Below are 13125 nucleotides of genomic sequence, written 5' to 3'. Positions count from 1 at the left end.
TTCGCGCAGAAGCAAACTACAAAGCCAAAACGCAACGAGCAAAGAAGACTAGCTACCTGCCACCTTCATGCGATTGATCAGCACAGAACCAATCGTCTTAGCACCCATCGTGTAAGCATCCGAGCCAATGGCCTCAATACCTTGGAACATGTCTTTCATATTGCCCGCGATGGTGATCTCTTGCACAGGATAAGCAATGCGCCCGTTCTCCACCCAAAAGCCGCTGGCTCCACGTGAATAGTCGCCCGTCACGTAGTTCACGCCTTGGCCCATCAGCTCAATCACAAACAAGCCCGTGCCTAGTTTCTTCAACATGGCATCGAGGTCGTCTGCGCTTTGAGTGAGGCGTGAAGACATCACCAAGTTGTGCGAGCCGCCTGAGTTACCTGTGGTGGGCATACCCAGTTTGCGCGCGGTGTAGCTGCTGAGGAAGTAGCCTTCCACACGGCCAGCATCCACCACGCGGCGTGCGCGAACGGTCACGCCTTCGTCGTCAAACGGCGAGCTGCCTTTGCCACGCATGACAAACGGGTCTTCTGAAATATCAATGTGTTTAGGGAACACCGTGGTCCCCAACGAATCGAGCAAGAAGGTGCTCTTGCGGTACAACGCACCGCCGCTCACGGCTTGTACAAAACCGCCCAGCAAACCAGCGGCCACGGGCGCTTCAAACAACACAGGACATTCAATCGTGGCAATCTTGCGAGATTTCAAGCGGCTCAAGGCGCGCTCGGCTGCGTAGCGCCCAACTGACTCGGGTGAAGCCAACTCATGGGCATCGCGCATGGAGCTGTACCACGCGTCGCGTTGCATGCCGTCGCCCTTACCCGCAATGGGCGCCACCGAAATGGTGTGACGTGAGCTGGCATAGCCACCTCGAAAACCATGAGTGTGGGCACTGAAGAAATGGCTTTGTTGCGCCGACACCGCAGCGCCTTCGCTGTTGGTGATGCGCTTGTCAGTTTGCATGGCCGCGGCTTCGCAACGCAGTGCAAGGGTGGCCGCGTCTGCGCTGGTGATGTTCCAAGGATGGAACAAATCCAAATCGGGGTGGTGGGTGGCAATGTCTTTTTCGTCGGGCAAGCCAGCCACGGGGTCTTCGGCGGTGAAGCGGGCAATGTCGTAGGCCGCTTGCACGGTGCGCTCAATCGCGGCTTGCGAAAAGTCGGACGTGCTGGCGTTACCGCGGCGGTGGCCCAAGTACACCGTCACGCCCAATGATTTGTCGCGGTTGCGCTCGACGTTTTCTAGCTCGCCTTTGCGCACCGACACGCTCAAGCCGCAGCCCTCAGACGCATCGGCCCCCGCATCAGTGGCTCCCAGCTTTTTGGCGTGCTTCAGGGCTGCATCGACGAGCGACTCGAAGTGCTCGCGGCTGTAGCTGAAACCTTGAGCAGGCGTGTGGGATGAGGCTTGGGTTTTAGAGGCTTTGGTCATATCGAAGGCTATGATACTGGCCACTGCGTTTGCTCTTTGTGTTGAAGGGCAAACCGACCTATTTAAAGCTCCCCAATTTATGTCACGTAAACCCAAAAAAGGTTACTTTGTCCGAGGCCAGTTTGTGGCCGAAGGCAGCGAACTCGACCTCGAACTCAAAGCCGAACTCAAAGGCACTGAGGGCCTGAGCCGCACCGACCGCAAAAAAGACAGCGACGACCGCCAAGACTTGGGCGTCGAGCTGCTGACACTGCGCACTGAGTTGATGGACCGCCTGAACACCCAAGGCCACATCACCGACCTGCTGCGAGAAGCACTGGCCGAAGCCCGCCGCATCACCAATTTTGAAGGCAAGCGCCGTCAAATGCAATTTGTCGGCAAGCTCATGCGCAAGCTCAGCGAAGAATCTGTGGAGGCCGTCAAAGACGCGCTCAACGAGCAACGCATGGGCAGCACCAAAGACACCTTGGCCCTGCACTTGGCCGAAAGCTGGCGTGATCGCCTGATGGCCGAAGACACAGCTCTGCAAGAGTGGATGAACGAATACCCCAGCACCGACAGTCAGCAGCTCCGTGCACTGGTTCGTCAAGCGCGCAAGGATGACGTCACCACCAAAGCAGACATTGCCAAAGGTTTGTTGCCACGCCAAAGCCGCGCTTTCCGCGAAATTTTCCAGCTCATCAAAGAGCAGTTCAACCTCGTGGACGATGTGCTGCACACGCCCGATGACGACGAAGATTCTTACAAGCCGTGATTCAAGCCATGACAGACACCACCTTGCCTACCCCAGATGCCCGTTGCGACACCATCAAGGTTGGCATCGTGTCCATCAGCGACCGTGCCTCTAGCGGCACTTACGAAGACAAAGGCCTGCCCGCTTTGCGCGATTGGCTGGGTCATGCTTTGTACAACCCGATTGCGTATGTCGAGCGCCTCATCCCAGACGAGCAAACCACCATCAGCCAAGCTCTGATTGAGCTGGTCGATGCGGGTTGCAACTTGGTGCTAACCACCGGTGGTACAGGACCAGCCAAGCGCGACGTGACACCCGAGGCCACCTTGGCCGTGGCACACAAAGAAATGCCGGGCTTTGGCGAGCAAATGCGCCAAGTGAGTTTGAAGTTTGTGCCCACCGCCATCCTGTCACGCCAAGTGGCCGTGATTCGTGACGAGTGCCTCATCATCAACTTGCCCGGTCAACCCAAATCCATCCAAGAAACCTTGGGTGGTTTGAAAGACGCAGAGGATAAACAAGTGGTGGACGGTATCTTTGCTGCGGTGCCCTACTGCATCGACTTGATTGGCGGACCGTACATGGAAACGCGCGATGCGTTTTGCAAAGGCTGGCGTCCTAAGACTGCGTTGAAATCTAAGCGCGTGTGACGCAACACACGCCCACAAAAAAGCCCGCTGACTCAGCGGGCTTTTTTACTTCTGGGTGCTGCCTGCACCGATCTTTTGCACAACCGGCTCATCACCCGACATATCAAAGTAGATGCCATCAAAAAATAGCTTCACCATCGGCAGATCGTTGCCAGGTGCGCTGCGGCTAGGCATGAACTGCAACACCTCAAACACATAGTGATTGAGCGTGTCCACAAACTTGTCAAAGTGCGGCATCTCCACGTCAAACATGGGCTTCACCAGGATCTTCCACTGCCCAACCATCAGCGGGTCTTCACAAACCGTCACATCACACACGATGTCACTGGTCACCAAACCGTATTGCTCTAAGTCAAACGTGAACTGGCCCTCAAAAGCCCCAACAGGATTCAAAGTCGCCCACAAGCGCTTGGGGTACACATTCAAAAAACGCATCGTCAATCCAACAGCTGGTTGATGCGTGCCGCCTCAAAGTGCTCTTGTCGAGCAGCATCTGTAGGCACGCAATCGGGTTTGGCTTGACCTGCAGAGAGCTGTTCAATGGCTTTCCACAACAAAGCAATTTGGTGTTCTTGTGACGTAGCGTTGTCAATCAAGCCACGCATGGCTTGGCTCACAGGGTCGTCGTTTTGCGTCACGCCATAGGCTGAGAAGCCCATCTTGGATGCGGCTTCTTCACGCTTCGCATCGGTCTCAGCTTGGATGATGCGTGCGGGGTTGCCCACCGCAGTGGCACCTGCAGGCACGGGCTTGGTCACCACAGCGTTGCTGCCCACTTTGGCACCGTCGCCCACGGTGAAACCGCCCAACACTTTGGCGCCTGCGCCAATCACCACATCTTTGCCCAAGGTGGGATGACGCTTTTCGCCTTTGTAGAGCGACGTGCCGCCCAAGGTCACGCCTTGGTAAATCGTGCAGCCGTCACCAATCTCGGCGGTTTCGCCCACCACCACGCCCATGGCGTGGTCGAAAAACACGCGGTCGCCAATCTTGGCGGCGGGGTGAATTTCAATGCCGGTGAACCAGCGCGAGATGTGTGAAATAAAGCGGCCCAGCCACTTGAAGCCGATGTTCCAGCAGCCATGCGCCAAGCGGTGCAGCAGCACCGCATGCAAGCCGGGGTAGCAAGTCAGCACTTCCCAGCGGCTTCGAGCGGCGGGGTCGCGGTCCAAAATGCATTGAACATCAGAGCGTAGGCGTGAAAACATAGTGGCGTGATTATCGTTGCCTGAATAGATGCTTTTGGGGCTGCATTTTTAGGCTTGTTTTTGGTCCGCAGTTTTGGCAGCTTGCGACATGGTTTTGGCAATGCCACGCAAGATGTGAATTTCCTCTTGCGTCACCTGCGCGCGGTTGAACAACTGGTTCAGGCGAGGCATGAGTTTCTTCGGCGCTTCTGGGTCTAAAAAGCCAATGTCCGTCAGCGACTGTTGCCAGTGATCGAGCAAGCCTGCGAGTTGTTGAGCGTCGGCCAAGGGCGTTGGCTCTTGCGCTGCGGGCGCAATCTCTTCAGAAGGCACCATCGTGGCAAGCCCGCCCAATGCCTCCCGCCAGTCATAAGCCAACACCTGCACCGCCGCGCCCAAGTTCAGCGAACCAAACTTCGGGTCTGTCGGAATGCTCAGGCAGGTGTGGCAGCGGTACACGTCTTCGTTACGCATGCCAAAGCGCTCAGAACCAAACAAAAAGCCCACGCCAAAGTCGGCGTTCTGCTTGTGCTCGGCGGCTAAGGCGGCAAAGTGCGGACGGGGTTCCAGCGTGGGCGGGCCAAAGTCGCGGGGCGTCATGGCAGTGGCGCACAGGTGGTGCAGGCCATCAATTGCTTCATCCAAAGTGGCCACCACGCGGGCATTGGCCAGCACGTCTAGGGCGCCGCTGGCACGCTGGATGGTCTCTTCGCGGCGCAGCACGTTGTCCCAACGGGGCGCGACCAGCACCAAATCGGTGAAACCCATCACCTTCATGGCGCGGGCCGTGGCCCCCACATTGCCGGCGTGGCTGGTGTTTATTAGGATGAAGCGGGTTTTCATAGATGGTTTTGTAAGTCTTAGCGCGTAAAATCTGCCTCATTGTCGCCGCCCGCATCGCCGGGCGTTCATCTTCGGTCTGCCAAGGCCAGCTCTTCACAAAATCTATGTCGTCCTCTTCTTCTGTACACCCCATGCTCAATGTGGCCGTCAAGGCTGCACGCGCCGCAGGCGCCATCATCAACCGCGCTGCGCTCGACGTGGAAGCTGTGCGTATTTCACAGAAGCAAGTGAACGACTTTGTGACCGAAGTTGACCAAAACAGCGAACGCATCATCATCGAGACCCTGCTCACCGCCTACCCCGACCACGGCATCTTGGCCGAAGAGTCAGGCACCATGCACGGCAACCCCAACGCAGACCACATCTGGATCATCGACCCACTCGATGGCACAACCAACTTCATCCACGGCTTCCCCTACTACTGCGTGAGCATCGCCTTGCAAGTGCAAGGCCGCTTAGAGCAAGCCGTCATTTACGACCCCACCCGCAACGACTTGTTCACCGCCACCAAAGGCCGTGGCGCGTTCATGAACGACCGCCGCATCCGCGTGAGCAAACGCACTCGCCTGGAAGAGTGTTTGCTCGCTACCGGCTTCCCGTTCCGCCCAGGTGACGACTTCAACAAATACCTCAGCCTCATGGGCGATGTGATGCAGCGCACGGCTGGCTTGCGCCGCCCCGGTGCTGCTGCGCTCGACTTGGCCTATGTGGCCGCGGGCTTTAGCGATGGTTTCTTTGAACTCGGCTTGAAGCCTTGGGACATGGCCGCAGGCGCATTGCTCATCACCGAAGCCGGTGGCTTGGTGAGCAACTTCACGGGCGAAGGCCCTTACCTTGAGCACGAAGAGTGCTTGGCCGCGCCTCCCCGCATCTACGCACAGTTGGTGCCCATCACGCAAAAATATTCCAAGTTTGCAGGCGCAGACGACAAGCGCGCGGCCAGCACAGCAGCCAAGACTTTGAGCATTTCACGCCAAGCGCCAGACGCGCCGCTGTAACTCGTTCAACACTTTCTGGCAGGCACTGCGATGCGTGATTTGTCTGGGCACACACCCATGATGCAGCAGTACTTGGGGCTCAAAGCTGACCACCCCGAGACGCTGTTGTTCTACCGCATGGGCGACTTTTACGAGTTGTTCTTTGCGGACGCTGAGAAGGTCACGCGCCTGCTCGACATCACGCTCACGCAACGCGGCCAGTCCAACGGCGAGCCCGTGGTGATGGCCGGTGTGCCGTTTCACTCGCTCGAAACCTACCTCTCACGCCTCATCAAGCTAGGCGAATCCGTGGCGATTTGCGAGCAAGTGGGCGATGTGGGTGCGAGCAAAGGTCCTGTCGAGCGCAAAGTGGTGCGCGTGGTCACGCCGGGCACGCTCACAGACAGCGCCTTGCTCAGCGACAAAACCGAAGCCTATGTATTGGCCATTCACCAAAGCGACCGCGCCGGATGCGGCTTGGCCTGGCTCAGCGTCACGCAAGGCTTGGTGCACTTGGCCGAGTGTGAGACAGCAGAGCTGCCCAACTGGATTGCCCGCGTGGCCCCCAGCGAAATCATTTACAGCGCCGAGGTTAGCCCCGCGTTTGAGCAACAGCTGAAAAACTTTTGCAGCAACCTTGGCCTGCCCGCTCAAGTGCGCCCCGCATTTCAGTTTGATGCCGCTTTGGGTGGCCGCAAGCTGCTGGAGCATTTGCAAGCCGCCTCGCTCAATGCGTGGAACGCACAAGACGTAGTGCAAGCTCACGCCGCCGCCGCCGCACTGCTGGCCTACGCTGAACATACCCAAGGTCGCGCCCTCACACACATGCACGGCGTGTACGTGGCACGCAACGATGCGCTGATCGACCTGCCGCTCACCACCCGTCGCAACCTAGAGCTGACCCAAACACTGCGCGGCGAAGACTCGCCCACCTTGTTCTCGTTGCTCGACACCTGCATGACGGGCATGGGCAGCCGCCAGCTCAAAAACTGGCTGCTCTCGCCAGAGCGCGACCGCACGCAAGCCATGCACCGCTTGGCCGCTATTGAAGCGCTGCAAGACAACCGCACGCAAAGCTACAAAGTGCTGCGCGACGCCCTCAAAGGCTCAGGCGATGTGCAGCGCATCAGCGCCCGCGTGTCGCTGCGCCAAGTGCGTCCACGTGAATTGGTGTCCTTAGGTCAGGCGCTGCAAAAGGCGTTGCGCATTCAGCCGCTGATTCCTATCGCCTCAGAAGCGAGGGCGGTGGAGCGCTCTGCGAAGGTCAAGGAGGAGCTCGCGCAGCGAGCGGGGGACACGCAGCAGAGCGCTCTGCCGCCCTCGCTTCTGTCGCCCACGTTGTTGGTGCAAATCGCCCAAGACATGGGCGTGCCGCCCGAATGCGGTGCATTGCTCGAACGCGCATTGCTGCCCGAGCCCGCCGTCTTGGTGCGCGATGGTGGCGTCATTGGCCACGGCTACGACGCTGACCTGGACGAGCTACGCGCCATCCAAAACAACTGCGATGGCTTCTTGCTTGAACTCGAAGCCCGCGAACGCGAGCGCACCGGCATTGCCAACCTGCGCGTGCAGTTCAACAAAGTGCATGGCTTTTACATCGAGGTCACGCAAGGCCAGATCGACAAAGTGCCGGCCGACTACACGCGCCGCCAAACCTTGAAGAACGCCGAGCGCTTCATCACGCCCGAGCTCAAAACCTTTGAAGACAAAGCGCTCAGCGCCCAAGAGCGTGCCCTAGCCCGCGAGAAGTTTTTGTTCGAGCAACTGCTCGACACCTTGCAGCAGTTCGTGCCCGCACTCACCCGCTTGGCGCAAGCCGTGGCCACGCTCGACGCACTGTGCGCCTTGGCCGAACGCTCGCTCACGCTGGGCTGGTGCGCACCTGAGTTTGTGAAAACACCGTGCATTGAAATTGAGCAAGGCCGCCACCCCGTGGTGGAAGCCCGCTTGGCTGAAACGCATGGCGTGGTGGCTGGCGGCGCAGCCAAAACCTTCATTGCCAACGACACGCGGCTGGGCCATCTGCACCGCATGCAAGTCATCACCGGCCCCAACATGGGCGGTAAGTCGACCTACATGCGCCAAGTGGCCATCATCGTGCTGCTCGCCAGCATTGGCAGCCATGTGCCCGCAACGGCTTGCCGCTTAGGCCCGATTGACGCCATCCACACCCGCATTGGTGCGGCCGACGACTTGGCCAACGCGCAATCGACCTTCATGCTGGAAATGACCGAGGCCGCGCAAATCTTGCACGCTGCCACGCCGCACAGCTTGGTGTTGATGGACGAGATTGGTCGCGGCACATCCACCTTTGACGGCTTGGCCTTGGCCAGCGGCATTGCCACCCACTTGCATGACAAGACCCAAGCCTTCACGCTGTTTGCCACGCATTACTTTGAACTCACCGAATTCCCTGCCAACCACCGCGCTGCGGTGAACGTGCATGTGAGCGCGGCCGAGAGTGGCGCAAGCATTGTGTTCTTGCACGAAATTCAGCCCGGTCCCGCCAGCCGCAGCTACGGTATTCAAGTGGCTCGCTTAGCTGGCATGCCTTCTGCTGTACTCAGTCATGCCCGCCATGCGTTGGCCTCGCTTGAAGCGGGGGCTGACGCATCGAAGGTACAAGTCGATCTGTTTGCGCCACCGCCGTTGCAAGACGATGTGGGCCCCAGCCCACTGCAAGCCAAGCTGGCCGAGATCGACCCCGACAAACTCAGTCCACGCGATGCGTTGGACGCTCTGTATCAATTGAAGAAACTGTTATGACCTACTGCGTCGGTATCAAACTCAAAGCGGGCCTCGTGTTCTTGTCCGACTCGCGCACCAACGCGGGCCTCGACCAAATCAGCACCTTCCGCAAAATGATCGTGTACGAGAAGCCGGGCGACCGTTTCATGGTGTTGTTGTCGGCAGGCAATTTGTCCATCTCGCAATCGGTGCGTGAGATCTTGCAAGTCGAGCAACTCAAAGACACCCCCGAGAGCGAACCCATCACCATCTGGAACGCCAAGAGCATGTTTGATGCGGTGCGCGTATTAGGCGCAGCCATTCGCCGTGTGCACGAGCGCGATGCAGCCGCCCTCAAAGCCTCGGGTGTGGACTTCAATGTGTCGCTCATCTTTGGTGGGCAAATTGCAGGCGAAGGCATGCGTTTGTTCCAGGTGTACTCACCCGGCAACTTCATCGAAGCCACGGCTGAAACACCCTACTTCCAAATTGGCGAATCCAAATACGGCAAGCCCGTGCTTGACCGCGTGTTGCATCCAGACACCCCGCTGGACGAAGCCGCCAAGTGTGCGTTGGTGTCGATGGACTCCACACTCAAGTCCAATCTCTCTGTTGGTCTGCCGCTCGATATGGTGGTTTACGAAGCCGACAAGTTTGAAAGCGACAAGGTGGTTTGCATTGACGAAAACAATCCGTACTTTCAGATGATGCACAACACATGGGGCGTCAAACTGCGCGAAGTGTTTGACGGCATTGAAGATCCCGTGTGGAACGGTGCGGCCACTGCCACGCCCTTGCTGCAACCTGCACAGCGTGTGCAGGCATTGAAGAAAATTCAAACCCCAGACGACAAACTCATCTGACCGGCATGACACAACCGCTCATCGTTTTTTCGCACGGCAACAGTTTTCCAGCTTGCACCTACCGCGTCATGCTCGAAGCCGTTCGTGCGCGTGGCTTTCGCGTCGAGGCCATCGATAAATTTGGCCACGACCCACGCTACCCCGTCACAGACAACTGGCCGCACTTGGTGCAGCAGCTGACCGACTTTGCCTCGCCATTGGCTGCGCAAAGTGGCCCCGTGTTTTTGGTGGGCCACTCGTTGGGCGGCATCCTCAGCATGATGGTCGCTGCCAAGCATCCCGAGCTGGTACGTGGCGTGGTGTTGCTCGATTCGCCCATGCTGGGCGGCTGGAAAGCCAAGCTGCTCAAAACGGTCAAGCGTGTGCCTGGCGCTGAGGTGTTTTCACCGGCGGCCATCAGCCGCAAACGCCGCACCACTTGGGCCAGCGAAGCTGAGGTGATGGACCACTTTCAAAGCAAAAAACTGTTTGCCAAATGGCATCCACAAGTGCTGCAAGACTATGTGAAATACGGCACGCACGACGAACAAACCGCCCAAGGCACACGCCGCGTGCTGAGCTTTGACCGCGACGTGGAAAGCGCCATTTACAACGGCCTGCCCGATCACTTAGAAAACTATTTCAAACGCCATCCGCTCAAATGCAAAGCCGCCCTGATAGGCGGCTTGCAATCGCGTGAGTTGAAACAAGTGGGTTTAGATTTCAGCCGTCGTGTCACGCAGGGGCGCGTGATGAAGATAGATGGCACGCATCTATTTCCAATGGAGCATCCGTTTGTGGCAGCGGCGGCTGTCGAAACCGCGCTGCTGAACTTGATTGGCTAAGTGACTTGAAGCTGGCAAGCGCGGCCAGCACCCACGGCGGCTCATACGTCGCTACGCGCCTCAAAATCGCCTTCGCGGGCGCTGACCACACTCACCAGCTTCAAGTGCTTTAGGCGGCCCAAGTCACCGTGCCAGTCCACGCGGTGGCCAACACCACGATGCCAAACACAATGCGATACCAAGCAAATGGTACAAAGCTGTGACTGGCGATGTAGCGCAGCAACCAACGCACGCAAATCCAAGCGCTGATGAATGAGAATACCAAGCCCACGGCAAACACGGGCGCATCGGCCATGCTGAGCAGCTCGCGTTCTTTGTAGAGGCTGTACGCACCCGCACCAATGAGCGTGGGGATGGCCAAGTAAAACGAAAAGTCTGTTGCGGCTTTGCGCGACAAGCCCAGCAACATGCCGCCAATGATGGTCGCGCCACTGCGGCTGGTGCCCGGAATCATGGCCAAACACTGCACCAAGCCTACTTTCAAAGCGTCGATGGGCGACATGGCTTCCACCGTTTCAATGCGCGCTGGCTCAATTGCTGGCTCTTCTTCGCCCTCAGGCTTGGCACGGCCCCAGCCTTCGGCCCACAAAATGATGAAGCCGCCAATGATGAAGGTGCTGGCCACCACGGTGGGCGTGAACAAATGCGCCTTGATGAACTTTCCAAACAACAAGCCCAGCACCACGGCAGGCACAAAGGCGATGAACACGTTCAAAGCAAAGCGGCGGGCCTCGACCTGCGTAGGCAACGCCACCACGGTGCTGAAAATCTTTTGCCAGTAAACAATGATCACGGCAAAGATCGCGCCGGTCTGAATGGCGATGTCAAACACCTTGGCTTTGTCGTCATCCATTCCCAGCAATGCGCCAGCCAAGATCAGGTGACCTGTCGATGAAATAGGCAAAAACTCGGTCAAACCTTCGACCACACCCATGGCTGCAGCTTTGAGCAATAAAACGATATCCATACAACTCCTTTAACTCGCCCAATTATCGAGGGTGCGGGCCCCTAAAATCACGGCATGACGAAACCCGCCAACCCCGCGACAGAACAAGACCACAAGCCCAGCAACTTTTTGCGCCAAATCATCGAAAACGATTTGGCCCAAGGCACTTACGCCACCCGCCGCTGGGCGGGCAGCCCAGGGGACGCAGCGCATCACGCCAAAGGCGAACCAGACCCCGCCAAGATTCGTACGCGTTTTCCACCCGAGCCCAACGGCTACTTGCACGTGGGCCACGCCAAAAGCATTTGCATCAACTTCGGTTTGGCGCGTGACTACGGCGGCGTGTGCCACCTGCGCTTTGACGACACCAACCCCGAAAAAGAAGACACCGAATACGTCAACAGCATCATCGACGCAGTGCAATGGCTAGGCTTTAGCTGGAGCCAACCGGGCAATGACAAGGCCTACCAAGCCAGCGACTATTTCGACTTCATGTACCGCGCTGCCGAGGCCTTGATTGAAGCCGGTCACGCTTACGTGGACGAACAAACGCCAGAAGAAATGCGCGTCAACCGTGGCGACTTTTCTAAGCCCGGCGTGAACAGCCCTTTCCGCACACGCACCCCCGCTGAAAACCTTGCACGGTTTCGTGAAATGCGCGATGGCAAGTTGGACGATGGTGCAGCCGTGCTGCGCGCCAAGATTGACATGGCCTCGCCCAACATCAACCTGCGCGACCCAGCCATCTACCGCATTCGCCGCGCCACACACCACAACACGGGCGACACTTGGTGCATCTACCCGATGTACACCTTTGCCCACCCCATCGAAGACGCGCTGGAGCAAATCACACACAGCATTTGTACGCTGGAGTTTGAAGACCAACGCCCGTTCTACGACTGGCTGATGGACCGCCTGTGCGAGTGCGGCCTGCTGGCTGCACCTGCACCCAAGCAATACGAGTTCTCGCGCCTCAACCTCACCTACGTCATCACCAGCAAACGCAAACTCGCGCAACTGGTGAACGAAGGCAAGGTCAACGGCTGGGACGATCCGCGCATGCCCACCATCGTCGGCCTGCGCCGCCGTGGCTACACACCCGAGAGCCTGCAGCTGTTTGCCGAACGCATTGGCGTGACCAAGAGCGACAGCTGGATTGACTACAGCACGCTCGAAGGCTGCTTGCGCGAAAGCCTAGAAAACACTGCACACCGCGCCATGGCCGTGCTGGACCCCGTCAAACTCGTGCTCACCAACTGGGACGACGTGATGGGTGCGGGCCACTTAGAGCCGTGCACACAACCTGCACTGCCCCACGCAGAAGAAGGCGCTGAAGTACCCACACGCCATTTCAAAATTGGCAAAGAAGTGTGGATTGAGCGTGACGACTTTTTAGAAGAACCACCCAAGGGATACAAACGCCTTTATCCGCCCCGGTTAGGCGCGGATGGCCAAATGCTTCCCGGCAACAAAGTGCGCCTCAAAGGCGGCTACGTCATTGAGTGCACGGGCTGCACCAAAGATGCGGCGGGCCACATCACCGAAGTGCAAGCCACCGTCATCCCCGACACCAAGAGCGGCACGCCCGGCAGCGCCACCGTCAAGGCCAGCGCCGCCATCACATGGGTGGGCGTGAGCGACGGCCTGCAAGCCGAAGTACGCATGTATGACCGCTTGTTCACCGACGCACAACCCGACGCAGGCGGCAAAGACTTCCTAGCCGCCCTCAACCCCGACAGTCTGAAAGTGGTAACCGCGTATGTGGAGCCGTCACTGGCCAACGTGCCCGCAGGTGCTCACTTTCAGTTTGAACGTCACGGCTACTTTGTGACCGACCGCGTGGACCATGCGGGTAGTAAGTTGGTGTTTAACAAGATCACAGGGCTCAAGGATACTTGGGCAAAGTAAACTTAAGTTTTATACATCTTCAGTTTACAA

The 13125-nt window shown here is 58.2% G+C and carries 12 protein-coding genes; 7 read left to right on the top strand and 5 right to left on the bottom strand.

Features of this window, described 5'->3' with window-relative positions; all coding sequences use genetic code 11:
• Positions 1–48: 48 nt before the first annotated feature.
• Positions 49–1437 carry a metalloprotease PmbA gene (gene pmbA, locus LINBF2_RS03545; protein ID WP_104799141.1) on the bottom strand — a complete coding sequence of 463 codons (1389 nt, stop codon included), beginning with the start codon at positions 1435–1437 and terminating at the stop codon, positions 49–51.
• Between the two features lie 79 nt (positions 1438–1516).
• On the opposite strand from pmbA, the gene yjgA reads away from it, so the two are divergent.
• Together yjgA and mog are read left to right on the top strand one after the other, a co-directional pair.
• Positions 1517–2191: a ribosome biogenesis factor YjgA gene (yjgA, locus tag LINBF2_RS03540; RefSeq protein ID WP_281890471.1), complete on the top strand. Its 675-nt coding sequence runs from the start codon at positions 1517–1519 to the stop codon at positions 2189–2191.
• An 8-nt stretch (positions 2192–2199) separates the two neighbouring features.
• Positions 2200–2820, top strand: coding sequence for a molybdopterin adenylyltransferase (gene mog / locus LINBF2_RS03535; protein WP_281890470.1), 621 nt, complete (start codon positions 2200–2202; stop codon positions 2818–2820).
• A gap of 45 nt (positions 2821–2865) precedes the next feature.
• Here the strand turns inward: mog and LINBF2_RS03530 are convergent, their stop codons facing one another.
• Genes LINBF2_RS03530 through LINBF2_RS03520 form a run of 3 tightly spaced genes read right to left on the bottom strand, consistent with a single transcriptional unit; the run spans position 2866 to position 4850 of the window.
• Positions 2866–3255, bottom strand: a complete 390-nt coding sequence (locus LINBF2_RS03530) for a hypothetical protein (protein ID WP_104799138.1) — start codon at positions 3253–3255, stop codon at positions 2866–2868.
• Positions 3256–3257: 2 nt separating this feature from the next.
• Complete coding sequence (gene cysE / locus LINBF2_RS03525) at positions 3258–4028, bottom strand: serine O-acetyltransferase (protein ID WP_281890468.1); 771 nt, start codon at positions 4026–4028, stop codon at positions 3258–3260.
• 48 nt (positions 4029–4076) lie between these two features.
• Positions 4077–4850 carry an RNA methyltransferase gene (locus LINBF2_RS03520; RefSeq protein ID WP_281890466.1) on the bottom strand — a complete coding sequence of 258 codons (774 nt, stop codon included), beginning with the start codon at positions 4848–4850 and terminating at the stop codon, positions 4077–4079.
• Between the two features lie 104 nt (positions 4851–4954).
• On the opposite strand from LINBF2_RS03520, the gene LINBF2_RS03515 reads away from it, so the two are divergent.
• From LINBF2_RS03515 to LINBF2_RS03500, 4 genes are read left to right on the top strand one after another with little or no spacing between them, the layout of a single operon-like run.
• Positions 4955–5848 (top strand): inositol monophosphatase family protein, encoded by an 894-nt coding sequence (locus LINBF2_RS03515; RefSeq protein WP_281890465.1) that lies wholly within the window; start codon positions 4955–4957, stop codon positions 5846–5848.
• A gap of 30 nt (positions 5849–5878) precedes the next feature.
• Entirely contained in the window at positions 5879–8593 is a 2715-nt protein-coding gene (gene mutS, locus LINBF2_RS03510; RefSeq protein ID WP_281890463.1) for a DNA mismatch repair protein MutS, read from the top strand.
• Positions 8590–9417, top strand: coding sequence for a proteasome-type protease (locus tag LINBF2_RS03505; RefSeq protein ID WP_108282154.1), 828 nt, complete (start codon positions 8590–8592; stop codon positions 9415–9417). The genes mutS and LINBF2_RS03505 overlap by 4 nt, the downstream gene beginning before the upstream one ends.
• A gap of 5 nt (positions 9418–9422) precedes the next feature.
• Entirely contained in the window at positions 9423–10241 is an 819-nt protein-coding gene (locus LINBF2_RS03500; RefSeq protein WP_281890462.1) for an alpha/beta hydrolase, read from the top strand.
• Between the two features lie 109 nt (positions 10242–10350).
• Here the strand turns inward: LINBF2_RS03500 and LINBF2_RS03495 are convergent, their stop codons facing one another.
• Positions 10351–11208, bottom strand: a complete 858-nt coding sequence (locus LINBF2_RS03495; protein WP_281890461.1) for an undecaprenyl-diphosphate phosphatase — start codon at positions 11206–11208, stop codon at positions 10351–10353.
• A gap of 54 nt (positions 11209–11262) precedes the next feature.
• Between LINBF2_RS03495 and LINBF2_RS03490 the strand changes: the two genes are divergently transcribed.
• Complete coding sequence (locus LINBF2_RS03490) at positions 11263–13095, top strand: glutamine--tRNA ligase/YqeY domain fusion protein (protein ID WP_281890459.1); 1833 nt, start codon at positions 11263–11265, stop codon at positions 13093–13095.
• Positions 13096–13125: the final 30 nt, after the last annotated feature.

The sequence above is a fragment of the Limnohabitans sp. TEGF004 genome (assembly GCF_027924965.1).
Taxonomy (GTDB): domain Bacteria; phylum Pseudomonadota; class Gammaproteobacteria; order Burkholderiales; family Burkholderiaceae_C; genus Limnohabitans.
The sequence above is the reverse complement of the archived record's forward strand: the minus strand, read 5'-3'. Positions and strand labels throughout refer to the sequence as shown.

Bases quoted from the DNA above. Each gene is read 5' to 3' on its own strand.
- LINBF2_RS03500 (WP_281890462.1), top strand. From the start codon at position 9,423: ATGACACAACCGCTCATCGTTTTTTCGCACGGCAACAGTTTTCCAGCT.
- LINBF2_RS03490 (WP_281890459.1), top strand. From the start codon at position 11,263: ATGACGAAACCCGCCAACCCCGCGACAGAACAAGACCACAAGCCCAGC.
- yjgA (WP_281890471.1), top strand. From the start codon at position 1,517: ATGTCACGTAAACCCAAAAAAGGTTACTTTGTCCGAGGCCAGTTTGTG.
- cysE (WP_281890468.1), bottom strand. From the start codon at position 4,028: ATGTTTTCACGCCTACGCTCTGATGTTCAATGCATTTTGGACCGCGAC.
- LINBF2_RS03520 (WP_281890466.1), bottom strand. From the start codon at position 4,850: ATGAAAACCCGCTTCATCCTAATAAACACCAGCCACGCCGGCAATGTG.
- LINBF2_RS03505 (WP_108282154.1), top strand. From the start codon at position 8,590: ATGACCTACTGCGTCGGTATCAAACTCAAAGCGGGCCTCGTGTTCTTG.
- mog (WP_281890470.1), top strand. From the start codon at position 2,200: ATGACAGACACCACCTTGCCTACCCCAGATGCCCGTTGCGACACCATC.
- pmbA (WP_104799141.1), bottom strand. From the start codon at position 1,437: ATGACCAAAGCCTCTAAAACCCAAGCCTCATCCCACACGCCTGCTCAA.
- LINBF2_RS03495 (WP_281890461.1), bottom strand. From the start codon at position 11,208: ATGGATATCGTTTTATTGCTCAAAGCTGCAGCCATGGGTGTGGTCGAA.
- LINBF2_RS03530 (WP_104799138.1), bottom strand. From the start codon at position 3,255: ATGCGTTTTTTGAATGTGTACCCCAAGCGCTTGTGGGCGACTTTGAAT.
- mutS (WP_281890463.1), top strand. From the start codon at position 5,879: ATGCGTGATTTGTCTGGGCACACACCCATGATGCAGCAGTACTTGGGG.
- LINBF2_RS03515 (WP_281890465.1), top strand. From the start codon at position 4,955: ATGTCGTCCTCTTCTTCTGTACACCCCATGCTCAATGTGGCCGTCAAG.